At 69.3% G+C, this 26,785-nt stretch carries 20 protein-coding genes; 13 read left to right on the top strand and 7 right to left on the bottom strand.

Annotated features, from left to right (window positions below):
* Positions 1-174 precede the first annotated feature (174 nt).
* Positions 175-1,449, top strand: coding sequence for a glycosyltransferase family 4 protein (locus MMB17_RS24205; protein WP_241100540.1), 1,275 nt, complete (start codon positions 175-177; stop codon positions 1,447-1,449).
* Between the two features lie 87 nt (positions 1,450-1,536).
* Positions 1,537-1,716 (top strand): hypothetical protein, encoded by a 180-nt coding sequence (locus tag MMB17_RS24200; RefSeq protein ID WP_238310043.1) that lies wholly within the window; start codon positions 1,537-1,539, stop codon positions 1,714-1,716.
* A gap of 33 nt (positions 1,717-1,749) precedes the next feature.
* Here the strand turns inward: MMB17_RS24200 and MMB17_RS24195 are convergent, their stop codons facing one another.
* The 3 genes from MMB17_RS24195 to MMB17_RS24185 all read right to left on the bottom strand — a co-directional run bounded on the left by MMB17_RS24195 (position 1,750) and on the right by MMB17_RS24185 (position 7,193).
* Positions 1,750-4,098 (bottom strand): putative bifunctional diguanylate cyclase/phosphodiesterase, encoded by a 2,349-nt coding sequence (locus MMB17_RS24195; protein WP_241100539.1) that lies wholly within the window; start codon positions 4,096-4,098, stop codon positions 1,750-1,752.
* Between the two features lie 423 nt (positions 4,099-4,521).
* The gene (locus MMB17_RS24190; protein ID WP_241100538.1) at positions 4,522-6,201 is read right to left on the bottom strand and encodes an acyl-CoA dehydrogenase family protein; all 1,680 of its coding nucleotides are present in this window, start codon (positions 6,199-6,201) and stop codon (positions 4,522-4,524) included.
* A gap of 116 nt (positions 6,202-6,317) precedes the next feature.
* The gene (locus MMB17_RS24185) at positions 6,318-7,193 is read right to left on the bottom strand and encodes a DMT family transporter (RefSeq protein ID WP_241100537.1); all 876 of its coding nucleotides are present in this window, start codon (positions 7,191-7,193) and stop codon (positions 6,318-6,320) included.
* Between the two features lie 232 nt (positions 7,194-7,425).
* Here MMB17_RS24185 and MMB17_RS24180 point away from each other — a divergent pair, with 232 nt between their 5' ends.
* Positions 7,426-8,310: a YihY/virulence factor BrkB family protein gene (locus MMB17_RS24180; RefSeq protein WP_238310047.1), complete on the top strand. Its 885-nt coding sequence runs from the start codon at positions 7,426-7,428 to the stop codon at positions 8,308-8,310.
* Positions 8,311-8,623: 313 nt separating this feature from the next.
* On the opposite strand, the gene MMB17_RS24175 is transcribed toward MMB17_RS24180, so the two are convergent.
* Entirely contained in the window at positions 8,624-10,399 is a 1,776-nt protein-coding gene (locus MMB17_RS24175; RefSeq protein WP_241100536.1) for a glucan ABC transporter ATP-binding protein/ permease, read from the bottom strand.
* Positions 10,400-10,645: 246 nt separating this feature from the next.
* On the opposite strand from MMB17_RS24175, the gene MMB17_RS24170 reads away from it, so the two are divergent.
* From MMB17_RS24170 to MMB17_RS24155, 4 genes are all read left to right on the top strand, one after another.
* The gene (locus MMB17_RS24170; RefSeq protein WP_238310049.1) at positions 10,646-11,419 is read left to right on the top strand and encodes a motility protein A; all 774 of its coding nucleotides are present in this window, start codon (positions 10,646-10,648) and stop codon (positions 11,417-11,419) included.
* Positions 11,420-11,453: 34 nt separating this feature from the next.
* Positions 11,454-12,287, top strand: a complete 834-nt coding sequence (locus MMB17_RS24165) for an OmpA/MotB family protein (RefSeq protein ID WP_238310050.1) — start codon at positions 11,454-11,456, stop codon at positions 12,285-12,287.
* 152 nt (positions 12,288-12,439) lie between these two features.
* Positions 12,440-13,882, top strand: coding sequence for a DegQ family serine endoprotease (locus tag MMB17_RS24160; protein WP_241100535.1), 1,443 nt, complete (start codon positions 12,440-12,442; stop codon positions 13,880-13,882).
* Between the two features lie 156 nt (positions 13,883-14,038).
* Positions 14,039-15,352 carry a replication-associated recombination protein A gene (locus tag MMB17_RS24155; protein ID WP_238310052.1) on the top strand — a complete coding sequence of 438 codons (1,314 nt, stop codon included), beginning with the start codon at positions 14,039-14,041 and terminating at the stop codon, positions 15,350-15,352.
* 4 nt (positions 15,353-15,356) lie between these two features.
* Here MMB17_RS24155 and MMB17_RS24150 read toward each other — a convergent pair whose 3' ends face one another.
* Both MMB17_RS24150 and MMB17_RS24145 read right to left on the bottom strand, forming a co-directional pair.
* Positions 15,357-15,917, bottom strand: a complete 561-nt coding sequence (locus tag MMB17_RS24150; RefSeq protein ID WP_241100534.1) for a TetR/AcrR family transcriptional regulator — start codon at positions 15,915-15,917, stop codon at positions 15,357-15,359.
* A gap of 10 nt (positions 15,918-15,927) precedes the next feature.
* The gene (locus MMB17_RS24145) at positions 15,928-16,401 is read right to left on the bottom strand and encodes a nuclear transport factor 2 family protein (protein WP_241100533.1); all 474 of its coding nucleotides are present in this window, start codon (positions 16,399-16,401) and stop codon (positions 15,928-15,930) included.
* 187 nt (positions 16,402-16,588) lie between these two features.
* Between MMB17_RS24145 and MMB17_RS24140 the strand changes: the two genes are divergently transcribed.
* The 6 genes from MMB17_RS24140 to MMB17_RS24115 all read left to right on the top strand — a co-directional run bounded on the left by MMB17_RS24140 (position 16,589) and on the right by MMB17_RS24115 (position 24,940).
* Positions 16,589-18,085, top strand: a complete 1,497-nt coding sequence (locus MMB17_RS24140) for a carboxypeptidase M32 (RefSeq protein ID WP_241100532.1) — start codon at positions 16,589-16,591, stop codon at positions 18,083-18,085.
* Positions 18,086-18,168: 83 nt separating this feature from the next.
* Positions 18,169-19,416, top strand: coding sequence for an Hsp70 family protein (locus MMB17_RS24135; RefSeq protein WP_241100531.1), 1,248 nt, complete (start codon positions 18,169-18,171; stop codon positions 19,414-19,416).
* A 295-nt stretch (positions 19,417-19,711) separates the two neighbouring features.
* The gene (locus tag MMB17_RS24130) at positions 19,712-21,046 is read left to right on the top strand and encodes an RluA family pseudouridine synthase (protein ID WP_241100530.1); all 1,335 of its coding nucleotides are present in this window, start codon (positions 19,712-19,714) and stop codon (positions 21,044-21,046) included.
* Between the two features lie 587 nt (positions 21,047-21,633).
* The gene (locus MMB17_RS24125; protein ID WP_241102284.1) at positions 21,634-22,335 is read left to right on the top strand and encodes an HAD-IA family hydrolase; all 702 of its coding nucleotides are present in this window, start codon (positions 21,634-21,636) and stop codon (positions 22,333-22,335) included.
* A 44-nt stretch (positions 22,336-22,379) separates the two neighbouring features.
* Positions 22,380-23,174: an ATP12 family chaperone protein gene (locus MMB17_RS24120; protein ID WP_241100529.1), complete on the top strand. Its 795-nt coding sequence runs from the start codon at positions 22,380-22,382 to the stop codon at positions 23,172-23,174.
* A gap of 233 nt (positions 23,175-23,407) precedes the next feature.
* Positions 23,408-24,940 carry an acyl-CoA carboxylase subunit beta gene (locus MMB17_RS24115; RefSeq protein WP_238310060.1) on the top strand — a complete coding sequence of 511 codons (1,533 nt, stop codon included), beginning with the start codon at positions 23,408-23,410 and terminating at the stop codon, positions 24,938-24,940.
* 65 nt (positions 24,941-25,005) lie between these two features.
* On the opposite strand, the gene MMB17_RS24110 is transcribed toward MMB17_RS24115, so the two are convergent.
* A complete protein-coding gene (locus MMB17_RS24110) occupies positions 25,006-26,736 on the bottom strand; it encodes a methyl-accepting chemotaxis protein (RefSeq protein ID WP_241100528.1) in 1,731 nt (576 codons plus the stop codon).
* Between the last annotated feature and the right edge of the window lie 49 nt (positions 26,737-26,785).

Below are 26,785 nucleotides of genomic sequence, written 5' to 3'. Positions count from 1 at the left end.
GGCACAGAGGCCGGAACAGGCCCGCAGGTTTACGCGCGATCAACTGCCGTCCGGTAAACAGGAGGCTCGATCGGGCCCGTCACACGACGCCCGGAAGCTGCAACGGCATCCGGGAGGAGGGCTTCCTCGGCGGTGCGCCCCGCGGCAGGCCGGGCCGGAACCTCCGAGGCTGCCTTGCACGTCGTCCTCGTCCTCGATCATGCCCATATCAACGGCGGCCAGGCCAAGGTCGCCCTCGATTCCGCCCTCGGCTTGCGGGCGCGCGGCCATGCGGTCACGGTCTTCGCGGCGGTCGGCCCGATCGATCCGCGCCTCACCGCGGCCGGCATCCGCGTCGTCTGCCTCGGCCAGGACGACATCGCCTCGACCACCAACAAGCTCGCCTTCGCCGCCCAGGCCATCTGGAACCGGCCGGCCGGCGCGGCGCTCGCCCGGGAGCTCGCGGCCTGCGATCCGGACGATACCCTGGTCCATGTCCATGCCTTCGCCAAGGCGCTCTCGCCTTCGATCGGCCCGGCGATCCGCGCCTCGGGGCTGCCCTGCCTCTACACGATGCACGAGTTCTTCCTGGTCTGCCCCAATGGCGGCTTCTACGCCTATCCGGCGGATGCGATCTGCCACCGCCGGCCGATGTCGGCCGATTGCCTGACCACGAATTGCGATGCGCGCTCCTATCCCCGCAAGCTCCTGCGGGTCGTGCGTCATCTCGGGCTGGAGCATGTGGCGGACCTGCCCAGGCTGTTCCGGCACGTCGTCACGATCAGCGCCCTGCAGGAGCGGGTGATCGCGCCGCTCCTGCCCGCGGGCACCGTCTTCCACCGGGTCGATAACCCCATCTCCGTGCCGCAGGCGCCGCCACGCGCCGGCCCTCCGGGCGACTTCCTGTTCGTCGGCCGCATCTCCACGGAGAAGGGCGCCCCGATCTTCGCGGAGGCCGCCCGTCAGGCGGGCGTGCGGCCGGTTTTCGTGGGCGACGGCCCGAGCGCGGCGGATCTCAAGGCGCGCTATCCCGAGAGCGTCATGCTCGGCTGGAAGAGCGCGCCGGAGGTGCAGGCCCTGATGCGCGCGGCGCGCGCCCTGGTCTTTCCGAGCATCTGGTACGAGGGCCAGCCGCTCACCGTCTACGAGGCGCTGGCCTGCGGCTGCCCGGTGATCGTCTCGGATGCCTGCGCCGGCCGCGAGGCGATCGAGGACGGGGAGAACGGCTTCTGGTTCCGCTCGGGCGATGCACAGGCCCTCGCCGGCCATCTGGTGCGGCTGAAGGAGGACGGGCTGGCCCGGCGCCTGGGCGAGACCGCCCATGCCCGCTACTGGTCGGCCCCCTTGAGCGTCAAGGCCCATCTCGACCGGCTGGAACAGGTCTACGGCGTCATCACGCGCGAGGCCCGGAATGCGGCGGGACCGGCCCTGCGGCCGAGCCTGCGGCGCGCGGCGCCGTCACGGCCGTGAGCGGGTCCGAACCAGGACGGCACGCCTCGCGTTGGTCTTGAGAAGGCCGCCGGCAGCGGCCCTCCGTGGCAGACCCAGCGAGGCGCAATGTCCGACAAGACGACGCAACCGAAAGACGATCCGAAAGCCGCGGGCTTCCGACAGGACGGCAAGGGCGACAAGGACAACCCCGAGAACCGCCAGGACAAGACGGATGCGCGGCTCGACGAGGCCCTGGAGGAAACCTTTCCGTCGAGCGATCCCGTCTCGGTGAAGATAACCAAGTAGGCCGCGGCCTCGGGTTTCGCGCAGGCGCTGGCCTCAGGCGGAGGCGCGAAGGACCATCGCGGCCTCGTCAGCGATGAGCGCCCGCGCGTCCACCGCAGGCATCGGACGCCCGAACAGATAGCCCTGCACCTCGTCGCAGCCCTTGTCCCGCAATTGCTCGAACTGCGCGACGGTCTCGACACCCTCGGCCACCGTGGGAATGCTCAGGCTCGCACCGAGCCCGATCATCGCCCGCACGATGGCCCGGGAATGAGCGTTCTCGCCGATCTGGCTCACGAAGGAGCGGTCGATCTTGATCTTGTCGAAGGGAAAAGACCGCAGGTAGCTGAGGGACGAGTAGCCCGTGCCGAAATCGTCCATCGCGATGCGCACGCCAAGGGCGCGCAGCGCATGAAGCGTCGCCTTGTTCGCCTCGCTCGCCGTCAGCAGAACGGATTCCGTCACCTCCAGCTCGAGCCGCGCCGGCGGCAGGCCGGCGTCGCGGAGCGCCTGCCGCACCAGCGGCACCAGATTGCGATCACGGAACTGGACCGGAGACAGATTCACCGCGATCCGGAGCGGGATCTCCCAGCGGGCAGCCTCCAGGCAGGCGGCGCGCAACACGAACGCGCCGACCGATCCTATCAGCCCGGTTTCTTCGGCCAGCGGGATGAACTCGGAGGGCGGGATCGGCCCGTCCACTGGATGGTGCCAGCGGACAAGGGCTTCGAAGGCCACGATCCGGCGCGTGCGCGTCTCGACGATCGGTTGATAGGCCAGGGTCAGCTCGCCGCGGTTCAGAGCCTCACGCAGATCGTTCTCGCGCTTCCGCCTTGCCTGCGCCCAGCCGTCCATGGCCGCGTCGAAGCAACGGGCGCTGTTGCCGCCTGCGGATTTGGCCCGGTAGAGGGCGAGATCCGCGTTGCGCAGGAGCGTGTCCGGGTCACTCCCATGCGCGGGCAGGCAGGCGATGCCGATGCTCGCCCCAACATGACTCTCCTGTCCGCCCAGGTGGAACGGCAGCGACAGGACCTCGATGATCCGGATCGCGACAGCATGGGCCGTGGCGGCCGCGTCGGGACCGGCCAGGAGGACCGCGAACTCGTCGCCGCCGAGCCTCGCGACGAGATCGCGGGCGCGCACGCAACCGGCGATGCGCTCCGCCGCCTCCCGCAACAGCGCATCCCCCGCCGGATGGCCGAGCGTGTCGTTGACGAACTTGAACTTATCGAGATCGAGGCAGAGCAGGGCGGCATCGACGCCCCCCTGCGCCTGGTTCGCAAGCGCCTCGGCAAGCCGGGTGGCGAAGAGCACGCGGTTGGGCAACCCTGTCAGAGCGTCGTGATGGGCCATGTGGATGATGCGGGCCTCGGCCCGCCGCCGCTCGGTCACGTCGATGGCGCCCCCCAGAAGCACGGGCCGTCCCTCGAAGGGCAGTGCCCGCTCGAACAACGTCACTTCGATCGTCGAGCCGTCGGCCCGGCGCTGGCGGCGGGTATTCCCGTCACCGGAGGGCTGTTCTCCATGCGGCTCGTCGAGATCGGGCAGGCGCCGGGCGAGCAGCTCTTCCCGACTGTAGCCGTAATGGGCGACGGCCGCTTCGTTGACGGCGACGAAGCGCGCGGAAGCCGGTTCCAGCAGCCACATCGGCAGGGGATGGTTGTCGAACAGGAGCCGGAAGGATTCCTCACGGGCCTTGATGTCGCCGACATCCGTCATGGTCACTGCGATGAGGTCGCCGATCGCCCGTGCCTCGACCTTCAGGGAAAGGGTCGTGCCGTCGGAGCGCGGATAGGCAAGTTCGAGCAGCGCACGGTCCGTGCGTCCCACCACGGCGGCGAGCATCCGCGTCACACCGAGGGAGGCCGGCACGAAATCTCCGAGACGCTGCCATTGCAGGGCATCGATCGAGCGCCCGAAGATCTCGGCGGCGCCCTGGTTCAGGGTGACGATCTTGAAGTCGTCGATCGCGCCTCCGGCGTTCCGGATCGTGCTGAGCGCCATCAGACCCTGCCCGGTGGCGCCGAAAAGGGCCTGGACGAGCTCCGTGCGCACGCAGGTCTCGTCAACGTGGACGAGGATCAGCGGCGTGTTGCCCGCACGGGCCAGGGGGACGCCGACCAGCTCCCAGCTCGACACCACACCGTCGGTGATGCGGTCGCAGCGTGCGCTCGCAGGCTCCTCCGTCCGAAGGGCGGCCTCGGCGATCTCCTCGATCGGCCATCGGACCTCCTCGGCCACGCTAGCGAGGGGAAGATCCTGCACCGCGCCCTCGAACCAGTTCTGGAAGCCGGGGCCGCCCCACATCAGCGTGTGGGCGCGACCGTCACGCGTGGCGACGAGGACACAACGGTCGGCCAGGCGCCCCAGGCGCCCGAGGACGACGGCCTCGTAGGTCGGCATGGCTCCCGGCCGAGCACGGCAACGGGCCCAGTGCTGAGCCAGCGTCCCGTTCTGTCGGGCCAAAGTCGGATGGGGCGACACGAACGTCGTGCTCCGGAAACACCGGACCGCAGGCTAAGCAAGCCTTCGTTGAGGGAAAGTATACGAGCCGGCTAGACTATCGGCTTATCCATCGACGCAGCGATGCTCGGCGACAGGAAACGAAGAGGCTCACGCAATCTTGTGCCGCCTCCGATTGATTGCTTCGGTTGACCGGCTCTCGCTCATCCCACCCGAAGTCGGACGCGCACGACTTCGGGTCTTCTTGCCGAGGCCCGGCAGGCTCGGGTCACCCGAGAGGAAGCGAACCTCGCATGATCCGATCGGATCGGCCGGAGCGTGGCCCCGGCCGCTTCCGGCCGCTCGTGTCGAGCCGAACCCGGATCACTGCTCCAGCAGACGCCGGGCGATGACCTGGGCCTGGATCTCGGCCGCGCCCTCGAAGATCGAGAGGATACGGGCATCGCAGAGAACACGGCTAATCGTGTACTCGAGCGCGAAGCCGTTGCCGCCGTGAATCTGCAAGGCGTTGTCCGCCGCTGCCCAGGCCACGCGGGCACCCAGCAGCTTGGCCATGCCGGCCTCGAGATCGCAGCGCTTGCCCTCGTCCTTCTCGCGGGCGGAGAAGTAGGTGAGCTGGCGGGCGATATTGATCTCCACCGCCATCATCGCGAGCTTGTCGGCGACGCGGGGGAAGTTCACCAGGGCCTTGCCGAACTGGATCCGCTCCTCGGCGTAGCGCAGACCGATATCGAGGGCCGACTGGGCGACGCCGATGGCGCGGGCCGCTGTCTGGATGCGGGCGGATTCGAAGGTCTGCATGAGCTGGGTGAAGCCCTTGCCCTCGACCTCGCCGAGCAGGTTCGATGCCGGCACCACGAAGTTCTCGAAGGCGAGTTCGAACTCCTTCATGCCCCGATAGCCGAGCACCTCGATCTCGCCGCCGGACAGGCCCTCGACGGGGAAAGGATTCGCGTCGTCGCCGCGGGGCTTCTCGGCGATCAGCATGGAGAGGCCCTTATGGCCCTTCTCCTCCGGCTTGGTGCGCACGAGCACCGTCATGATGTCGGCGCGCACGGGATGAGTGATCCAGGTCTTGTTGCCCGAGATCTTCCAGACGTCACCGTCCTTGACCGCCTTGGTGCGTAGGCTGGCGAGGTCGGAGCCCGTGTTCGGCTCGGTGAACACGGCGGTCGGCAGGATCTCACCCGAGGCGATGCGGGGCAGGAAGCGCTGCTTCTGCTCCTCGGTGCCGCCGCACAGGATCAGCTCGGCGGCGATCTCGGAGCGGGTGCCCAGAGAGCCGACGCCGATATAGGCGCGGGACAGCTCCTCGGAGACCACGCACATCGAGATCTTCGGCAGGCCCATGCCGCCGTATTCCTCGGGGATGGTCAGCCCGAACACGCCGAGCTCGGCCATCTTCTCGATGATTTCCATCGGGATGTAGGCGTTCTCGCGGTGCCATTCCTGCGCCTTCTCGACGACCTCGGCCTTGCCGAAGCGGCGCATCTCGGTGCGAATCGCCTCCATGTCCTCGTCGAGGCCAGAATCGCCGATCGTGGCGGAGCCGGAGCCCTCGCGGATCTTGGCGACGAGGGCGGCGCGGTTCTCCGGGGTGTTGCCGGTGGCGATCGCCGCCTCGACCGCATCGGTGCGGAACTGGAGGAGCTCCTTGGCGGAGAGGCCGAGGGAGCCCACCGGGCGCACCATCTCGCCCTGGCTCATCGGGATGCCGCCGAACATCTGGTCGAGATACTCGCCGATGCCGATCTTCACGAGCAGGCTCTCGGTCTCGCCGAGCTTGCCCGCCTCCTGCAGGCGAGCGGCATAGCCGGCGAGCTCTTTCACCGCCTCACCGTAGACGGCGAGCCAAGCGAGGCCGTGGGCGGCGTGCTGCTCGGCCTCGAACTTAGCGGCGTCGACCTTGCCCTCGGGCGACAGCACCTTGGTGCGCACGCGCCGGGTGGCCTCCGCGACGAGCTTCTTGGCGGCCTCGGCGGCGTCGCGGCTCAGCGCGACGAGATCCAACGGCTCGTGCGCGACGGCAGGGGAAGCGGACATGGCGTACTCTCTCGAAACGTTTCCAGTTGGGCTCTTTATAGGGTTGATGCGCCGCACTGTAGAGGTTTCTTGCCGTTCTCAGGCAGCGATCGACCTTGAATTCATGATACTTTTGGTCACCCGCGACTGGCTACCGCAACCCCCAGGGCCGCTATCGCCATCCCCCCGATCTGCACCGGCGTCAACGCCTCGCCGAACAGAGCGTAGGCCATCGCGGCAGAGACGGGGGGCACCAGGAAGAACAGCGAGGCAACGCCCGCCACTGCGCCGCGCCGGATCAGCGCCAGCAGGAGCAGGATGCCGGCCACGGAATTGACGAGAACCGACCAGGCCATCCCGGCGGCGAGGGGCAGGCTGAGGGAAAGCCGCGTCTCGCCGGCGGCCAAGGCCAGGGGGATTGCTATGGCGGAGGCGCCGAGGAACTGGACCGTCGCATTGGCAATGAGGTCGCTGCCGGCCCCCGTTCGTTTTTGCCAGAGGGTGCCGGCGGTCATCGCCCCCATGGCGCCGAGGCAGGCGGCGAGGGCCGTCGGCGGGATACCCGAGGCGTCGACGGCGCCGAGCTTCGGCGCCAGCACCAGGGCGGCTCCGGAGAAGCCCAGCGCGATGCCGAGCCAGCGGCGCGGACTTACCCGCTCACCGAGCACCGGGCCAGCCACCGCCGCGGTCAGCAGCGGCTGCAGGCTGCCGACCAGGGCGGCGATGCCCGAGGGCAGGCCGCGATGGACCGACCAGAACACACCGGCGACATAGAGCCCCTGCATCAGCACCCCGGCGACGATCCCGTCGCGCCAATCCTTCGCGTCCCGCGGCCAGGCGGCACGGAGGGCGAAGCCGATGCCGGCAAGCACCAGCGCGACCAGCACGAGGCGCACGGCAACGAAAGCGAGGGGCTCGGCATAGGGCGCGACGAACCGGGCGGCGACGAAGCCCGTCGCCCAGATCACCACGAAGAGGGCCGGAATCACGAAGCGGCTGGTGAAGTCGGGCATGGCCCGCACCTAGCAACACGGGTTCCCCCGCCCCGCAATGGCCACGCGGGAGGATCGGCCATGCGCGCTCCTGTATGCACCGGCACGATCCTGAGCTGTGGCACCCGCGTCACCGGACCAAGCGATCTCCGCTTCGGGAGGCGCCGCTCCGTTGACGCGAGACGGCCCCTGGCCCGTATGTCGACCGAGCCGTCCTCTCCACGGCCGGTGCTCTCCAGGTCCTCGCCAGCCCTTGCGCGTCCTCCGAACAAGCCTCGACATCGCAAGCCTCGCGGCCCAGCGCTTCGTCGCCCATGACGGATGGGCGATCGCGAGCCATATCGCGCTCTCGATCCTGACCTCGCTGTTCCCGTTTCTGATCCTGCTTGCGGCGTTGGCCGGTCTTCTCGGCACGAAATCGCTGGCCGACGAGGCCGGCATCCTGATCTTCGAAGCCTGGCCACGGGAGATCGCGGAGCCGATCGCGGGGGAGGTCCATCGAGTGCTCACGGAGCAGCGCGGCGGGGTGCTCACCCTCGGCGCCCTGCTCGCGCTCTACTTCTCCTCCTCGGGCGTCGAGAGCCTGCGCGTCGGCCTCAACCGCGCCTACGGCCTGCGGGAGATGCGGCCCTGGTGGCTGACCCGGCTGGAATCCATCGGCTATGTCGTGTGCGGGGCCTTCGCCATGCTGGCCTTCGCCCTGCTCGTGGTGCTCGGTCCCCTGATCTGGCGGCAGGCGGTCTTCGTCGCGCCGGGCCTCGAGCCCCTCGGCCTCACCGTCGCGATCGGCCGCATCGCGCTCACCGCCGTGCTGATCGCCCTGGTGCTGGTCATCGCCCACAAGTTCGTCGCGGCGGGCCGGCGCCCCGTCGCCGCGGTTCTACCCGGCATCGCCGTGACGCTGGTGCTCTGGTTCCTGGCAGGCCTCGGCTTCGGCTTCTATCTCGACCGCTTCTCGAACGCCTACGCCTCGACCTATGGGGGCCTCGCCACGGCGATGGTGTTCCTGGTCTTCCTCTACTGGCTGGCGGCGATGTTCCTGTTCGGCGGCGAGATCAACGGCACCGTGATCGCGGCGCGGCGCCAGCAATTGCAGGCGCGGATGCGGGCGCGACAGGCCGGCGTCGCGCCGCCCTGACCCGGCCGCAAGAACCGTGCGGTAGAATACAGTCGAGACGCCCGCCGATCACACACCACAACCATTGGTTTGCATCCAACGCCCAAGAAATCTCGACGAGGACATGGGCCGGGCCACATTTCAGACATTTCTAAGAGCGGAACCGCGGGAACTGTTCGCGGCTGGCGGCTTTTATTCCATGCTCTACTGCGACAGACCCACCTGACGGCCCCATTCTCGCAAGACAATGGGCCGTTTTTTGTTGGCTCGACGGTATCATGGAGCCAATCGTCTTGGACGCAATAGAATAGGTGCCGGCAGGTGGAGGCTCCCGTCAGGCGGCCAGCGGCAGGGACTCGGCGCCAACCCCGGCGGCCATGAACTGCGCCCGCGCCAGCTGGGCGAAGCGGCCGCCCTGCGCCACCAGCTCCTCGAAATGGCCCGCCTCGACGATCCGCCCCTCATGGAAGACGAGGATGCGGTCCGCGTCGCGGATCGTGGCCAGCCGGTGGGCGATCACGAAGGTGGTACGCCCCTCCATCACCGCCTCCAGGGCGCCCTGGAGCTTGCGCTCGGTGGCCGCGTCGAGGGCGCTCGTCGCTTCGTCGAGGATCAGCACCGGCGGGTTCTTGAGAAGCGCCCGGGCGATGGACAGGCGCTGGCGCTCGCCACCGGAGAGGGAGCGGCCGCGCTCGCCGATGACGGTGTCGAGACCGTCGGGCTGGCGGGCCATGAACTCCATGGCCTGGGCCCGTTCCAGGGCCTCCATCATCTCGGCGTCGGTCGCGTCGGGCCGGCCGACCTGCAGGTTCTCGCGGATCGAGCGGGCGAACAGCATCGGCTCCTGGAAGACCACGCCGATGTTGTGACGCAGCGAAGCCAGCCCGATGTCGCGGATATCCGTGCCGTCGATGCGGATCGCGCCGGTATCGGGATCGAAGGTCCGGTGCAGCAAGCCCAGCGTGGTCGACTTGCCCGAGCCGGTGGTGCCGACGAGGGCGATGGTCTGCCCGGCCTCCGCGGTGAAGGACACGCCGTCCAGCGCCCTGCGGCGGCCGTCATAGGAGAAGCCCACGTTCTCGAAGGCGACCTCGCCCGAAAAGCGCGCGACCTGCTTGGCGCCCGGGCGGTCGCGCACCGCCGGCACCGTGTCGAGGATCGCGAAGAACTCCCGCATCTTCGGCGCCTGCTGGAACACGCCGTTCACGAAGCTGACCACGTGGTCGAGCTTGCCCACCAGCATGGTGGCGAGGCTCATGAAGGCGACGATCTCGCCGATGCTCGCCGAGCCGTTCTGGTGCAGCAGGATGCCGGTGATGAAGATGGCGGTCATCGTGAGCGTGGCCGAGGCCTTGGTCGCCACCGCGGCGAGCGCCCACCAGGACAGGACCGGGATCTGCGCCTTCAGGAGGTCGCGGATGATGCCGTGCATGGCCTCCTTCTCCGCCTTGGCGCGGGTGAAGGACTGGATCACGGCGACGTTGCCCAGGGCGTCGGAGGCGTGGGCGGCAAGCCCCGAATGATAGTGCTCGACCTCGCCCTGCAACGCCTCGGTGCGGCGCATGACGAAGGTGGTGAGGCCGGTGAAGACGAGCACCAGCACCACGAGGATCGCGCCGAGCTGCCAGTTGATGAACAGCGTCATCGGCAGCAGCACGCTCAGGGAGACGAGGGCGGCGAGATGGTCGCGGAAAAAGCCGAGCCAGAGCCAGGACATGCCGTTCGTGCCCTCCAGCATCGCCTTGAGCACACGGCCGGAATGGTTGGCCGAGTGGAAGGCCAGCGGCAGGTCGAGCACGTGCTCGAAATAGTTCGCCATGGTGGTCAGGCGGTTGCGGTGCGCGAGCCGGTCCGCATGCAGGGCGATGGCGACGCCCGCAGCGATGGTGAAGAAGCCGAAGGCGACCCAGGCGCCGATCCAAGGCACCAGCGACGTGGTCTCCGAGCCTGCCCCGAGCCGGGTCAGCCCGTCGACGATCCGGCCCATGATGAGGGGTTCGGCGAAGGCCGCGACCGCGAGCAGGACATTGGCGAGCACGAGGCCGATGGCGAGGCGGCGATCCGCCCGCAGAAGCCCCATCACCCGCGCATAGAGCCGAATCATCGACATCGAACCGCTCTCCGAGCACCCGCGGCTGTCCGGCTTGCCGGGACAAGCTGCCGCGCGCAGCCCCGCCCGAGGATGTCACGACGGTCCTCAGCCCGGTACAGCGGACCGGTTTATGACGGATCCCGCCTGAACGGGCGCTGACGGGATGCATCCGGCGCGCCTTCGTCTTTACGGTTCCTTCAGCCTGTTTGTTTACGTCTACGCCCAGTGCCCGCCCTCCCGGCGGGGCGCGTTCGGACGGCGTCCATGGATCTCGCGACGGCTCTCGGTCTCATTTCCGGTCTCGGCGTGGTGGTCGGCCTGATCATGCTCGACGGCGGCCATTTCGGCGCCTACGCGTCGGAGCATGCGGTGGTCGTGGTGTTCGGCGGCGCCACCGCCGCGACCATGATCCGCTTCCCCTTCTCCGTCATCGTCCACGGCCTGCCGATGGGCCTGCGCTACGCCTTCACCACCCGCTCGGTGAAGCCGCGGGAGCTGATCGAAGAGATCACCAAGATCGCCGACGTGGTGCGCAAGTCCGGCCCCATCGCCCTGGAGAACATGGAGATCTCGGATCCCTTCCTCGCCCAGGGCGCACGCTACATTGCCGACGGCTACGACCGCGACTTCATCCGCGACACGATGGAGCGCGACCGCGACAACTTCCTGATGCATCTCGACGAGGGCTCGAAGGTGTATCGGGCCTACGGCGACTGCGCCCCGGCCTGGGGCATGGTGGGCACCATCCTCGGCATGGTGGCCATGTTCGCCAACATGTCCGACCCGTCCAAGCTCGGCCCCGCCATGGCGACCGCGCTGCTCGCCACGCTCTACGGCGCGGTGATCGCCAACCTCATCACCCTGCCGCTCGCCGACAAGCTGCACGTGAAGCTCGAGGAGGAGGACGTGTCCCGCTCCCTGATCATCGACGGCATCCTGCTGATCCGCGATCAGAAGAGCGCGTCGCTGGTGCGCGAGATGCTGATCGCCTACCTCCCGCACAATCACCGCGAAGAGCTGACCGCGGAAGCCGCCTGAGGCGGGCGCGGTCTGAGCCGGGGAGCACGGTGCGGTGGCCAAGAAGAAGCGCGGCGGAGCCCATGGTGGTCACGGCTGGTTCGTGACCTTCGCCGACCTGATGGCGCTGCTGATGAGCTTCTTCGTCATGGTCGCGGCCTATTCGACCCAGGACCAGAAGAAGCTGCAGGTCGTCGCCGGCTCGATGCGCGACGCGTTCGGCACCAACAAGGAATCGAAGTTCGCCGGCATCATCGAGTCGCAGGGGCTGCCCGCCGCCGACCACGTGAAATACCTCCGCGACATCCCGCCCGAGCGTGCCTCCGACCGCACCACCCCGCCGACCACGGATAGCGGCCTCGACGACGGCATCCCCGATCGCGGCTATCCGGATGCTTTCGGCCAGGCAGCCGCCTCCCTGCGCCAAGCGATGCAGGACATGCCGGAGATCGCGGAGCTCTCGAAGAACATCATCGTCGCCCCGAGCCAGCGCGGCCTCGACGTCTCGATCGTCGACCAAGACGGCCGCTCGATGTTCCCGGACGGCTCGACCCGGCCGAACGACCGCACGCGCCGCCTCCTGGAAAAGATCGCCCCGACGCTCGCCAAGCTGCCGAACCGGATCGCGGTCACGGGCTTCACCGCCAGCGACCGGCCCGGCATCCGCCCGCCCGCGCCGCCCTGGGAGCTCTCGGCGGGCCGCGCCGTGAGCGTGCGCGAGATCCTCGCCAATGCCGGCGTGCCGGGCGACCGCTTCGCCTCCGTGGCCGGCAAGGCGGATACCGAGCCGATGTTTCCCGACAACCCCTATCTCGCGGCCAATCGCCGGGTCACCGTCACGCTGCTCTCGGAAGCCGCGCCGACGCCGTCCGGCAAGCGGGTGCCGTAGGGCGCCACGCGCCGGAATCCATGCCGCGATGGATGCCGGCCCGGCATGACAGCGCGCGGGCCGGATGCGACCGCGCCGCGCTCCGACGGATTCCGCCCGGGCCAAAACGGCACTAGATAGCCGCTCGTCCGATTGCCTCCGGGGAGCCCCGCATGTCCGCCTCGCCGCGCCCGCCCGTCCGTCTTCTCGCCACCCTTCTCCTCGCGGCGAGCCCGCTCGCCGCCCCATCCGCCCGGGCGCAGATGGCCAACACGTCGGAGAAGGCGATCCCCCTGTCGAAGGGCGAGATCCAGCTTTCCCTGGCGCCGGTGGTGAAACAGGCCGCCCCCTCCGTGGTGAACGTCTACGCCTCGCATGTGGAGAAGCGGAACGCCCGCCAGGACGCCATGGCGGAGTTCATGCGCCGCTTCTTCGGAGAGGACGGACCAGGGGGCATGCCCCGGGAGCGCGCCCAGCGCTCCCTCGGCTCCGGCGTCATCGTCGACGCCTCGGGGCTGATCATCACGAACAACCACGTGATCGACAACATGAACGAGGTGAAGGTCGCTCTCGCCGACAAGCGGGAATTCGAGGCGACCATCGTGCTGCGCGATCCCCGCACCGACCTCGCCGTGCTCAAGATCAAGAGCCCGGACGACATCCGGGCGATGCCGATCGGCGATTCCGACCATCTCGAGGTCGGCGACTTCGTGATGGCGATCGGCAATCCCTTCGGCGTCGGCCAGACGGTGACCCAGGGGATCGTCTCGGCGCTGGCCCGGACGCAGGTCGGTTCCTCCGACTACCAGTTCTTCATCCAGACGGACGCAGCGATCAATCCGGGCAATTCCGGCGGCGCGCTCGTCGATTTGCGCGGGCATCTCGTCGGCATCAACACCGCGATCTACTCGCAATCCGGCGGCAGCCACGGCATCGGCTTCGCCATCCCCGCCAGCATGGTGCGCACGGTGGTCGAGACCGCCAAGAACGGCGCCAGCATGGTGCGCCGGCCCTGGCTCGGCGCCCGGGTCCAGACCGTGACGCCGGACATCGCCGAGAGCGTGGGCCTCGACCGCCCGAGCGGCGTGCTGGTGGCGAGCCTGCAGGCCAAGAGCCCGGCGGAGGAGGCCGGCCTGAAGCGCGGCGACGTGATCCTGACCATCGACGGCCAGCAGGTCGACGACCCGGAGGCCTTCGGCTACCGCTTCGCCCTCAAGGGCATCTCCGGCTCGACGCATTTCGGGATCCTGCGCGGCTCGAAGCGGCAGACGCTCGCCGTGAAGCTCGGCCCCGCCCCGGAGACGCGCCCGCGCGACCCGATCAAGGTGAAGACCCGCTCGCCCTTCGTCGGCGCCACCCTCGTCAACACCTCCCCGGCGGTGGCCGAGGAGATCCAGGTCGATCTGCCCGCCGAGGGCGTCGCCGTGACCGCCGTCGATGACGGCTCGATCGCCAACCGGGCGGGGTTCCGCAAGGGCGACGTGATCGTCGCCATCAACGGCACGCCGATCACCTCGACCAAGGACGTCGAGAAGGTCTCCCGCAACAGCCTCGGCATGTGGGAGGTCTCGATCAACCGCGGCGGCGAGGTGCTGACCTCGGTGTTCGGGGGCTGAGACCGCGTCCGCGGTATCGGCAAGCCAGCGCGGCGCCTGAGCGAAGGCGGAATCCGCATCGCGAAGCGATCGGCGGGATTTCGTATGACGTCAGCCCTGTGGGCGCGGCCACCGGGGGCCTTGCTTGATCGGCCACAGCGGAGTGTTGATGCGGCCATGTCCGATCTCTTCGCCTCGGCCGGCCTCGACCGGGCCGCGCCCCGGCCGCTGGCCGACACCCTGCGCCCGCAATCCCTCGCCGAGGTGGTCGGCCAGGAGCACCTGACCGGCCCGGACGGGGCGCTGACCCGGCTGCTGGCCTCCGGTACCCTCGGCTCCCTGGTGTTCTGGGGGCCGCCGGGCACGGGCAAGACCACGGTGGCCCGGCTGCTCGCCCGCGAGACCGACCTGCATTTCGAGCAGGTCTCGGCGATCTTTTCCGGCGTGGCGGACCTGCGGAAGGTGTTCGACGCCGCGCGCAAGCGCCGTTCGACGGGGCAGGGGACCCTGCTCTTCGTTGACGAGATCCACCGCTTCAACCGGGCCCAGCTCGACGCCTTCCTGCCGGTGATGGAGGACGGCACGGTGACCCTCGTCGGCGCCACCACGGAGAACCCCTCCTTCGAGCTCAACGCGGCGTTGCTCTCCCGCGCCCGGGTGCTCCTGTTCCGGGCGCTCGACGAGGCGGCCATCGCCAAGCTGCTCGCCCGGGCCGAGGACCTGACGAAGAAGCCCCTGCCGCTCACCGAGGAGGCCCGCTCCGTCCTCGTGCGCATGGCCGACGGCGACGGGCGCGCGGCCCTTACCCTGGCTGAGGAGATCTGGCGCTCCGGACGGCCCGGTGAGACCCTCGATGCGGAGATGCTCCAGACCCTCGTGCAGCGCCGGGCGCCCATCTACGACAAGTCGCAGGAGGGCCATTACAACCTGATCTCGGCCCTGCATAAGACCGTGCGCGGCTCGGACCCCGACGCAGCGCTCTACTATCTCTGCCGCATGCTCGACGGGGGCGAGGATCGGCTCTTCATCGCCCGGCGGCTCGTGCGCATGGCGGTGGAGGATATCGGGCTCGCCGACCCGCAGGCCCTGGTGGTCGCCACCGCCGCCAAGGACGCTTTCGATTTCCTAGGCAGCCCGGAAGGTGAGCTCGCCCTCGCGCAGGTCACGGTCTATCTCGCCTGCGCGCCCAAATCGAACGCGGTCTACACCGCCTACAAGGCGGCCACCCGCGTCGCCAAGGAGCACGGTTCCCTGCCGCCGCCCCGCACCATCCTCAACGCCCCGACCAAGCTGATGAAGCGCATCGGCTACGGCGAGGGCTACCGCTACGACCACGACGAGCCGGACGCCTTCTCGGGCCAAGATTACTGGCCGGAAAAGCTCGGCCGCCAGCAATTCTACGCGCCGACCGACCGGGGCATGGAGACCCGCTACGCCGAGCGCCTCGCATGGTGGGAGCGCCTGCGCCGGGAGCGGCGGGAGACGGAATAGGGGGCTATCCCGCCAGCAGCCGTTCCTCCAGCCGCGCCAGCAGCCGCGTGAACAGGGCCGGGTCGCGCAGGGCCCGGGCGGCGACGAGGCCGCCCTGGATCGCGGCGACCGCGTCCTCGGCCCGGGCTCGCGCCTCCACCGCGTCGAGACCGTAGCGCCGGAGGGCCTCGGCGAGGGCATCCCGCCAAGCGGCGAAGTAGCTGTCGATCCGCTCGGCGAAGCGGTCGCGGACCTCCCCGAGCGCCAGCACCCCGACGAGGCAGACCCGCCGGCCCGAGCGGAAATACGTGTCCGTCGCCCCGAGCATATTCCGCACGGCCCGCGCCGGATCCTCCGCCTCCCGCAGGGGCCGGAACATCTCCGCCTCGAACCACGCTTCGATCGAGGCGAGCACGGCCTCGGCCATCTCCTCCTTCCCCCCGGGGAAGAAGTGGTAGAGGCTGCCCTTGCCGAGGCCGGTGCGCTTCCCGATCAGGGTCAGGCTCGCACCCTCGAAGCCGTGCTCGCGAAACACCTCCGCGAGCACGGGTAGCAACTCCTCCCGCCCGGACGCCACCCGCGCCATCGGCGGCCCGTCAGAGCCCAAGTTCGGTCAGGCCCGGATGGTCGGCCGGGCGCGGACCGGAGCGGTCCCAGTGGAACAGACGCTCGCTCTCTCGGATCGGGATGTCGTTGATGCTGGCATGCCGAACCCGCATCAAGCCGTTGGCGTCGAACTCCCAGTTCTCGTTGCCATAGGCGCGGAACCAGTTCCCGGACGCGTCGTGGAACTCGTAGGCGAAGCGCACGGCGATACGGTCGTCGGTGAAGGCCCACAGCTCCTTGATCAGCCGGTACGCGTCCTCCTGCCCCCATTTGCGGGTCAGGAACGCCACGATGGCCGGGCGACCCTGGAAGATCTCCGAGCGGTTCCGCCAGCGGCTGTCGACCGTATAGGCCAGGGACACCTTCTCCGGGTCGCGCCCGTTCCAGCCATCCTCCGCCGCGCGAATCTTCTGAATCGCCGTCTCTCGGCTGAAGGGCGGGAAGGGCGGACGGGACTCGACCATGGCTGCGCTCCTGGCTCCTGGGCTTCTGTACCGATCGGTACAGAAACGAGGGGTAGGCCGCGATGCCGGGCGTGTCAACGCGGCCGGCGCCGCAGACCCAGTCCCGCCGCAGCGCCGCGCTGACAGCTACCCCTCGCCCCCGTCACCCCCTAAACAGGCTCAACCCTCATCCCAAGGACGCCGCACGATGCAGGCCTACGACGCCCTCGCCGCCACCTTCATCCGCATCGGCGCCATCCAGGACGCGGCGGGCATCCTGGGCTGGGACATGCAGACCCTGATGCCGGACGGGGCGGCGGAGGGGCGGGCCGAGCAGCTGGCGCAGTTGAGCGTGGTCGCCCACGAGATCCTGGTGGCACCGCGCACCGGCGACCTCCTGGGGCAGGCGCAGGACGAGACGAAAGACCTCGGCGAATGGGAACGAGCGAATCTGCGCGAGATGCGCCGGGCCTATCTCCACGCCTCCGCCGTCCCGGCCGACCTGGTGGCGGCCAGCTCCAAGGCGGCCTCGCGCTCAGAGATGGTCTGGCGCGAGGCGCGGCAGAATTCCGACTTCGCCCTGCTCGCCCCGCATCTGGCCGAGACCCTGCGGCTGCAGCGTGAGGTCGGGCAGGCCAAGGGGGCCGCCCTCGGGCTCGATCCCTACGATGCGCTGCTCGACGGCTACGATCCCGGCATGCGTCGGGCTGCCATCGATCCGCTCTTCGCGGCCCTGCGGGCGGAGCTGCCGGGCCTGATCGCCGCGGTGCAGGAAAAGCAAGCAGCGGAGGCCGCGCCGCTGCCGCTGCCCGGCCCCTTCCCGGTGGAGGCGCAGAAGGCGCTGGGCCTCACCCTGATGAAGGCGGTCGGCTTCGATTTCGCCCGCGGCCGGCTCGACGTCAGCCTGCACCCGTTCTGCGGCGGGGCCACGGACGACGTGCGCATCACCACCCGCTACGACGCGGCGAGCGCCACCGGCGCTCTGATGGGCGTGCTGCACGAGACCGGCCACGCCCTCTACGAGCAGGGCCGCCCGGCCCGCTGGCACCACCAGCCGGTTGGCAGCGCGCGGGGCATGAGCCTGCACGAGAGCCAGTCGCTGCTGGTGGAGATGCAGGCCTGCCGCAGCCCGGAATTCTGCGCCTATCTCGCTCCGCAGCTCGCCGCCACCTTCGGCGGGGAGGGGGCAGCCTGGACGGCGGAGAACCTCCACCGGCTCTATACGCGGGTGGCACCGGGCTTCATCCGGGTCGATGCGGACGAGGTCACCTACCCGGCCCATATCCTGCTGCGCTACGCCCTCGAATCCGCGATGGTCGCCGGCGACCTCGCCGTGGCCGACCTGCCCGGCGCCTTCAACGAGGGGATGCGCGACCTGCTCGGGCTCAGCGTGCCGAACGACCGCCTTGGCTGCCTGCAGGACATCCATTGGCCCGGCGGCAGCTTCGGCTATTTCCCGACCTACACACTGGGCGCCATGGCCGCCGCGCAGCTCTTCCGCGCCGCCTGCGCCGCGGAGCCCGGCATCTTGCCGGGCCTCGCGCAGGGCGATTTTACCCAGCTGCGGACTTGGCTGCGCGACAACGTGCACGCGAAGGCGAGCTTGCTCGAGACCGACGAGATTCTGCTCGCCGCCACCGGCAAGCCGCTGGGCGCGGAGGATTTTGGCCGGCACCTGCGCCGGCGCTATCTCGGCGAGGCTTGATCCGTTCTCCGGAAGCCGGGATTGCGCGGCGCAGCAAGGCGCCTTAACGGAGCCGCCCCCCTTCCTGAGCAAGACCGGTTCCCATGGCGGCCTGCGGCCTCGATTTCGGCACGTCCAACACCACCCTCGGCCTCGTGAAGGCCGGGCTGCCCACTCTGCTGCCCCTGGAAGGACGCCACCGCACCATCCCGAGCGCGATCTTCTTCCCGCCGGGCCGGGAGCCGGCGATCGGTCGGGCGGCAATCGAAGCCTATGTCGAGGGCGTGCCGGGCCGGCTGATGCGGGCGCTGAAATCCGTGCTCGGTTCGCCGCTGATCGAGGAGACCACCCCGGTCGGGCGTGAGCGCATCCGCTTCCGCGACGTCATCGCCCGCTACCTCACCGCGGTGAAGGCGCGGGCGGAGGCGGAGGCCAATGTCTCCTTCGACACGGTGGTGCATGGCCGCCCGGTGCACTTCGTCGACGGCGATCCGGAAGGCGACCGCAAGGCGGAGGAGACCCTGCGGGAAATCGCGCAGAGCATCGGCTTCCGCCATGTCCGCTTTCAGTACGAGCCCATCGCCGCGGCGCTCGACTACGAGCAGCGGGTGACGGGGGAGGAGATCGCCCTCATCGCCGATATCGGCGGCGGCACCTCGGATTTCTCGATCGTGCGACTCTCCCCGGAGCGGCATCGCCGGGACGACCGCGTCGAAGACATCCTGGCCAATGACGGCGTGCGCATCGGCGGCACGGATTTCGACCGCGGCCTCAGTCTCGGCGCGGTCATGCCGCTGCTCGGCCTCGGCAGCCCGATGAAGCGCGGCGACCTCGCCGTGCCCAATGCGTATTTCCACGACCTCGCGACGTGGTCGAGCATCAACCGGCTCTACAATCCCAAGACCCTGCGCGAGATCGACGAGGTGATTCGCGACGGCGCCCGGCCGGATCTCGTCACCCGCCTGCGCAGCGTGGTGGAGGCCGAGCGCGGCCACAGCCTCGCCATGCAGGTGGAAGGAGCCAAGATCGCCGCCTCGGAGACCGGGCGCGGTAGCGTCGATCTCGGCTTCGTGGAGCGGGAGCTCGAAGTCGGGATCGACCGCGACCGCCTCGTCGGGCACACCGAGGACCTGTCGCGCCGCGTCGCCGCCCGGATCGGCCGCTGCCTGGAGCAGGCCGGCCTGCCGGCGGAACGGATCGACGCCCTGTTCCTCACCGGCGGCTCCACCGGCCTGCCGCATGTGCGCGCCGCCCTGACCGCGAGCCTGCCCCGCGCCAAGGTGGTGGAGGGCGACACCTTCGGCTCGGTCGGCCTCGGCCTCACCATCGAGGCGGGGCGCCTGCCGGGATAAGCATCAGGCCTCGCCCGCATGTGTGCTCTGGGCGGCAGCTTGCACCCTCGGACTGGGCGAAGACGGCCCGTCAGAAGGCGACCGCCTCCTCGGCTTCCGAATCGAACCGGAGTCAGGGGGTGATCCTGGGCATTGGGGACATTTCCACGCTCGTGGCGGGCCCGTTCTTTCCGGGCCACCCGCGGCAAGGACGTGGCTTTTCCCCCGTGCCCGACAGGCCGCGGGAGACTTTTCGCAGCGGTCGCCCGCGCGGAGGCCGCTTTGCGGCGCCGGGGCACGGTGTTAGCAGCGAGCCATGAAGGGAAGACCACCACATCGCGGCGGCAAGGGCTCCGGAGGCGACGGGGCCGGAGGCAAGGGCTTCGGCGGCCCGCGCAGCCGTCCGCCCCGCGCCGGCAGCGGGCCGCGCACCTCCGCCCTCGAAGCCGCGCGCCGCGCTGCCAAGAACCGCGGCGAGGACGTCGCCGACCGTTCCCCCTGGGCGACCGAGGACGCTGCGCCTGCTCCGGAGAAGGCACCGCGCAAGCCGCGATCTGCGCCGCCCAAGGCCGCGTCCCGGGCGCCGAAGGCCGCCGTCGCAGCGGAGGCGCCCACCCGCCGGGAGCAGCGTGCCGCGGCCTCGGAGACGCTGGCCACCGGCGTGCAGACGCTGACGGTCGAGACGGACGAAGCCGGGATGCGCATCGACCGCTTCCTCACCGCCCGCTTCCCGCAGCTGCCCTTCGCCCGGGTGCAGAGCATCGTCCGCAAGGGCGAGCTGCGCGTCGACGGCAAGCGCGCCAAGCCCAACGACCGGTTGGAACCCGGGATGTCGGTGCGGGTGCCGCCGCTGAAGCTCGATCAGCCGGCCGACCGCCCGCGCAGCCCAAGCAAGGTCGCCGGGGATGCCGAATTCCTCCGTTCGCTGATCCTCTACGAGGATGCGGACATGATGATCCTCAACAAGCCGTTCGGGCTGGCCGTCCAGGGCGGTTCCGGCACCGTGCGGCATGTCGACGGGCTGCTCGACGCGCTCACCGAGCCGGGCGGCCAGCGCCCGCGCCTCGTTCACCGCCTCGACAAGGACACGGCGGGCTGCCTGATCATCGCCAAGACGCGGCTCGCCGCGGCGACGCTCGCCAAGAGCTTCCGCTCGCGGGCGGCGCGCAAGATCTACTGGGCGCTCACCGCCGGCGTGCCGCGGACCCGCCAGGGCCGCGTCTCGACCTATCTCGCCAAGGAAGAGCCGACGGATGCGGATGCCCGCATGCGCATCGCCAAGCATGGCGACGAGGGCGCGAGCCATGCGCTCACCTACTACGCCGTGGTCGATCAGGCAGCGCAGAAGCTGTCCTGGCTGTCGCTCAAGCCGGTGACCGGGCGCACCCACCAGCTCAGGGCGCATGCCGCCCATATCGGCCATCCGATCGTGGGGGATCCCAAATATTTCGACGTGGAGAACTGGGAGCTGCCCGGCGGCATCCAGAACCGGCTGCACCTGCTGGCTCGCCGGATCGTGATTCCGCATCCGCGCACCGGCAAACCGGTCGATGTCAGCGCGCCGCTGCCGCCGCACATGGCCCAGAGCTGGAACCTGCTCGGCTTCGACGCGGCCCGCTACGACCCGATCGTCGAGGCACCCGAGGCCTGACAGGAACCACCCCGACAAGGCCCGATCCGGCTGCTGAGACGATCGGCCGGGTTGGCAAATGCCAAGCGAGCGATATCCTTGCCCCATGGCTGCGCTCCGGGCCAGCGGCACGGCGCCTTCGCCGGTCGCGAGGCACCGGTCCCCGCACCGACGTGTCTCGCCGGGAACCATGAAGCCAGCGACCTTCCTCCTCCTCGCCCTTGCCGGGCTTGCCATGGCCGGACCGGTGCAAGCGGCCGCCGTAAAGCGGACGCCGTCCACCCCGACGTCCGCACCACAGACAGAGCAGGACCTCGAGACGGCGGACAAGGCCGCCCCTCAGGCGCCGCCGCCGATCAAGGCAGCCGCTCAGGCACAGACGAAGCTACCGAACGCACCCGCAGGGACGCCACGAAGCGCGAGTCGCCGGCGCGTGTCTTATGCGAGCTGCAACCGGGAATCGCATCGGCGCAATCTTCGCGGGGGTGCCCGGCGTCGCTTCCTGATCCGCTGCCGCCTTGGCTACGAACGGCGCGCACAGCCGCCGGGCCAGGGCCAGCCGCCCGCATCCGGCCGCCGGCCGTGAGGACAGTGCGCGAGGCAAACCCGTGGTGAGGCTCGTCGTCTTCGACGTGGACGGGACCCTCGTCGACAGCCAGCACCTGATCGTCGAAGCCCAGGCGCGAGCCTTCGCGGCCCATGGCATGACCGCACCCGCCCGTCGGGAGGCCCTGTCCGTCGTCGGTCTTTCCTTAGGCGAGGCCTTTCGTCGGCTCGTGGGCGATGCCGGCCCCATCGATTCGCTCTCGGACAGCTACCGCAACGCCTTCCAGGCGCTGCGCATCGATCCGAACTACGAAGAGCCTCTGTTTCCCGGCATGGGCGAACTGATCGAGCGGCTTCATGCCCGCGGGGACGTCCGGCTGGGGATCGCAACCGGCAAATCCCGCCGCGGCGTCGCCCACCTGGTCGAGAAATACGGCTGGGAGCGCTGGTTCACGACCATCCAGACCGCGGACGATGCGCCTTCGAAGCCCGACCCGACCATGCTTCGCCAAGCGATGGCGGAAGCCGGCGCCGAGGCCCCCATGACCGTCATGATCGGCGACACCACTTACGATATGATGATGGCCCGGGATGCGGGCGTGGCCGCCATCGGTGTCGGCTGGGGCTATCATACGCCGGGCGCCCTCTACGGAGCCGGCGCGGTTACCGTCGTGGACTCGGCCCAGAACCTGAACGATCTCTTCTCCGGTTCGCTCGACGACGCGCAGCAAAATTCCCTCGCCGATGCCCTGAACGCGCGCTGACGGCACCTCGCCCGAGGCCCCTCGATTGGTGTAAGGCGCCCAGAATGAGCGACGATGTTACCCGCGACTGGCTCGGCGATCCGGGCGATTCACCGCGTACCGACCCGCTGCAGGCGGCGCGGGCTCAGACCAAGCCGCCCCTGCCCAAGCGCTTCTACAAGCAGGCCGCTGCCGAGGCGGGGGAGGGCGGCTTTCGTCTGACGCTCGATGGCCGCAACGCCAACACTCCGGCCCGCAATCGGCTCTCCGTGCCGGATCGGGCCATCGCGGAAGCGCTCGCCGCCGAATGGGAGGCGCAGCGCGCGTTCATCGATCCCGCGACGATGCCCCTGACTCGGCTCGTCAACTCCGCCATCGATGGCGTAGCGTCCCGCATGGAGGCTGTGGCCGAGGATCTGTGCGCCTATGCCGGCACTGACCTCGTCGCCTATCGCGCCGCAGAGCCCGAGCGGCTCGTTGCCGCCCAGGCGGAAGCCTGGGACCCGGTGATCGACTGGGCGCATGAGGCTTTCGGCGCACGCCTGATCCTCAGCGAGGGCGTCATGCATGTTGCCCAGCCGGACACCGCGGTCGCAGCTCTCCGTCAGGCCGTGCTGACCGAGCGGAACCCTTTCCGCCTCGCGGCTCTCCACGCCATGACCACGCTGACCGGTTCGCTGCTGATCGCACTCGCCGTGCTGCATCGCCGGCTCGATGCCGAGACCGCCTGGGCCGCGGCGCATGTCGACGAGACCTATCAGGCGAGCATCTGGGGGCCGGACGCGGAAGCCGAGGCCCGGCTCGCCTACCGCAGGGCGGAGTTCGATGCCGCCGCGAAACTGGCTGCGATCTCTCCGTAGCCCCTGACGGCTGACCGGGGCTCGTCCTCTCCACCATGAAGGGCCAGGCTGAGCCCGCAAGGCCCAAGACACGCCGGCAACAGGCCTTTTTGCATACAATTCGCCCCGTTTCCGGAGGCGGCAACGCATGCTAGAGGCGGTCAGCCTGCCATGGCCAAGCCGGGCCAACGACCCGGACGGACGATTCTGGCCAGGGCAAAAATGATCACGAAGGGTGGGGCCGCCGGAAGACCATGAAGGACATCCTCGAGAAGCTGGAAGAGCGGCGCGCGCAGGCCCGCCTCGGCGGCGGCGAGAAGCGCCTCGACGCCCAGCATAAGCGCGGCAAGCTCACGGCCCGCGAGCGCATCGAACTCCTCCTCGACCATGGGTCGTTCGAGGAGTTCGACATGTTCGTGCAGCACCGCTCGAACGATTTCGGGATGGAGAAGCAGAAGATCCCCGGCGACGGGGTGGTCACCGGCTGGGGCACGGTGAACGGCCGCAAGGTCTTCCTGTTCTCCAAGGACTTCACCGTCTTCGGCGGCTCCCTCTCCGAGGCGCATGCCCAGAAGATCGTCAAAGTCCAGGACATGGCGCTGAAGATGCGCGCGCCGATCATCGGCATCTTCGATGCCGGCGGCGCGCGCATCCAAGAGGGCGTCGCGGCCCTCGGCGGCTACGGCGAGGTCTTCCGCCGCAACGTCATGGCTTCGGGCGTCATCCCCCAGATCTCGGTCATCATGGGCCCTTGTGCGGGCGGAGACGTCTACTCGCCGGCCATGACCGATTTCATCTTCATGGTCCGCGACACGAGCTACATGTTCGTGACCGGCCCGGACGTGGTGAAGACCGTAACCAACGAGGTCGTGACCGCCGAGGAGCTCGGCGGCGCCAAGGTCCACACCACGAAGTCCTCCATCGCCGACGGCTCCTTCGAGAACGACGTCGAAGCGATCCTGCAGATCCGCCGCCTGCTCGACTTCCTGCCCGCCAACAACATCGAGGGCGTGCCGGAGATCGAGAGCTTCGACGACGTCAACCGCCTCGACAAGTCGCTCGACACGCTGATCCCGGACAATCCGAACAAGCCCTACGACATGGGCGAGCTGATCCGCCGCGTGGTCGACGAGGGCGACTTCTTCGAGATCCAGGCGACCTATGCCCGCAACATCATCACCGGCTTCGGCCGGGTCGAGGGCCGCACCGTCGGCTTCGTGGCCAACCAACCCCTGGTGCTCGCCGGCGTGCTCGACTCGGACGCCTCGCGCAAGGCGGCGCGGTTCGTACGCTTCTGCGACAGCTTCGGCATTCCGATCGTCACCTTCGTGGACGTGCCGGGCTTCCTGCCGGGCACGGCGCAGGAATATGGCGGCCTGATCAAGCACGGCGCCAAGCTGCTCTTCGCCTATTCCCAGGCAACGGTGCCGCTCGTGACGATCATCACCCGCAAGGCCTTCGGGGGTGCCTACGACGTCATGGCCTCGAAGCATGTCGGGGCGGATCTCAACTACGCTTGGCCGACGGCGCAGATCGCGGTGATGGGCGCCAAGGGCGCCGTCGAGATCATCTTCCGCGCCGAGATCGGCGACGAGGCGAAGATCGCGGAGCGCACCAAGGAGTACGAGGATCGCTTCCTCTCGCCCTTCGTCGCGGCCGAGCGCGGCTATATCGACGAGGTGATCATGCCGCACTCGACCCGTAAGCGCATTGCGCGGGCGCTGGGCATGCTCCGTTCCAAGGCCATGGAGCAGCCCTGGAAGAAGCACGACAACATCCCGCTCTGAGAGAGCGGAACCGGCGGCAGGGCCGAAGCACTGCCGCCTCTTCCCCCTTACGATCCTGCTGGGCCTCAGGCCGCGTGCACGCGCGACAGGAACGTCGCCACTGACGCCTGCAGGCTCGCACTGCTTTCTCCGACACGCAGGGCCCCCGTTCGCACCTGGGCCGCCTGCGTCTCGTTCGACGAGGCGGCAGCCCGTACCCCGGCCACGTTCTCCGAGACCGTGCGGACCTCCATCGCCGCCTGACCGATCGCCTGGGCGATCTCCTGGCTGGCCTGCCCCTGCTGACCGGCGGCCGCGGCGACCTCCGTGGCGATGTCCGTCATCTGCGCAACCGTCCTGCGGATCGAGCTGATCGCCTCGGCCGTCCCCATCGAAGCGGCCTGGATCGCGCCGACCTGACCCACGATCTGGTCGGTGGCCAGCGCCGTCTGACCGGCGAGCGCTTTCACTTCGGCCGCGACCACCGCGAAGCCACGGCCGGCGGCGCCAGCGCGGGCGGCCTCGATCGTGGCGTTGAGGGCGAGCAGGTTGGTCTGATCCGCAACGCTGCGGATGAGGGCGACCACACTTCCGATCTCGGTGGCCGCCTTGGAGAGGCTCTCCACCGTCTCGCCGAGGACGGTGGTGTCGGTGAGAGCGACGCCCGCGATTTCCCGGGCATACCGGACCTGATCCGCGATCGATCCGGCCGAGCTGGAGAGTTGCTCCGCCGCGCCGGCGATGCTGTTCACGACACCGGCCGAACTGCTGGAGGAATCCGCGACGACGGAGGCCCGGCCGGTGGTCTCGGAGGCGGTCTCGGAGAGGGTGTCGGCGGCCGCCTGCATCGCCTCGGCGGAGCGGGCGAGTTCGGCGACCGCCATCCCGCTCTCCGCCTCGAACAGGCGCGTCGCCTCCGCGAGCTGCGAGGCCCGGCGCACATCCTCCGCCTGGCGATGCTGGGCGTTGAGATCGAGTTCGCGCCGCTCGATGAGCGCCTGCTGAAAGGCCGCGATCGCCTGCGCCATCTCGCCCACCTCGTCGCGACGCTGCGTGAAGGGGATGGTCTCGTCGAGACAGCCCGCCGCAAGGCCGAGCATCGTCTGCTTCAGGCGGTGGAGAGGACGCTGGATCTGCGAGATGGCAATCCAGAAGGCTGCCGCGAGCCCCAGGGTGAGGCCGACCGCGGGAATGGCCAGCAGGGCGATCGTGGCTCGGTGCTGCGACTGTGCCTCTGCCTCGCGCTGTGCGTCGAGCTTGGCGAGCACCTCGGCGCCGAGGGCGTTGATCTGTGCCACCATGCGCTCGCGGTTCTTCACCGTGGCTTCATCGGTCGCCTGGATCAAAGCGGCCTTCGGTGACACGGAGAGGCCGAGTTCGGCGGTATCTCTCTGGTAGGCGACGAACTCCTTCACGGCGAGGTCGAGCCTCCGGCTCTGCTCGGGCGTAAGCTGCCCCTCCATAGCCGAAAGAAATGGCTCGCGGGTCCGCTCCACCTGGGCCAGGGCGGTCTGCAGGGCGGCGAGGCGCGGGCGGGCTTCGTCGGCATCGGCCGCCGTGTAGAGCGCAGTCGCCTCGACCACCGCGTGCTCGATCGCATGGGCGAGGCTGCGCGCCTGCAATCCCGCATTCCAGACGGCCTCGGTCCGCTCGGACCAAGCCTGCCGCTCCGATGCCTGACCGATGGCGAAGGCCGCGATCCCGAGGGCAACGAGGCCGAGAAGGCCGACGACGGCGAACAATTTGACGCCCAGAGAGATACGCATAGGACTGCCGACAGCTATGGTGTGGGGGTTATCGCACCTATAGCCATGCATCCCTTGCATCGATCTTAAAAAGAGCCGACTAACATTGTGACACTACTAT

The organism is Methylobacterium organophilum (genome assembly GCF_022533465.1).
In the GTDB taxonomy this organism is placed as follows: domain Bacteria; phylum Pseudomonadota; class Alphaproteobacteria; order Rhizobiales; family Beijerinckiaceae; genus Methylobacterium; species Methylobacterium organophilum.
This window is presented reverse-complemented; position numbering and strand designations above follow the sequence as displayed.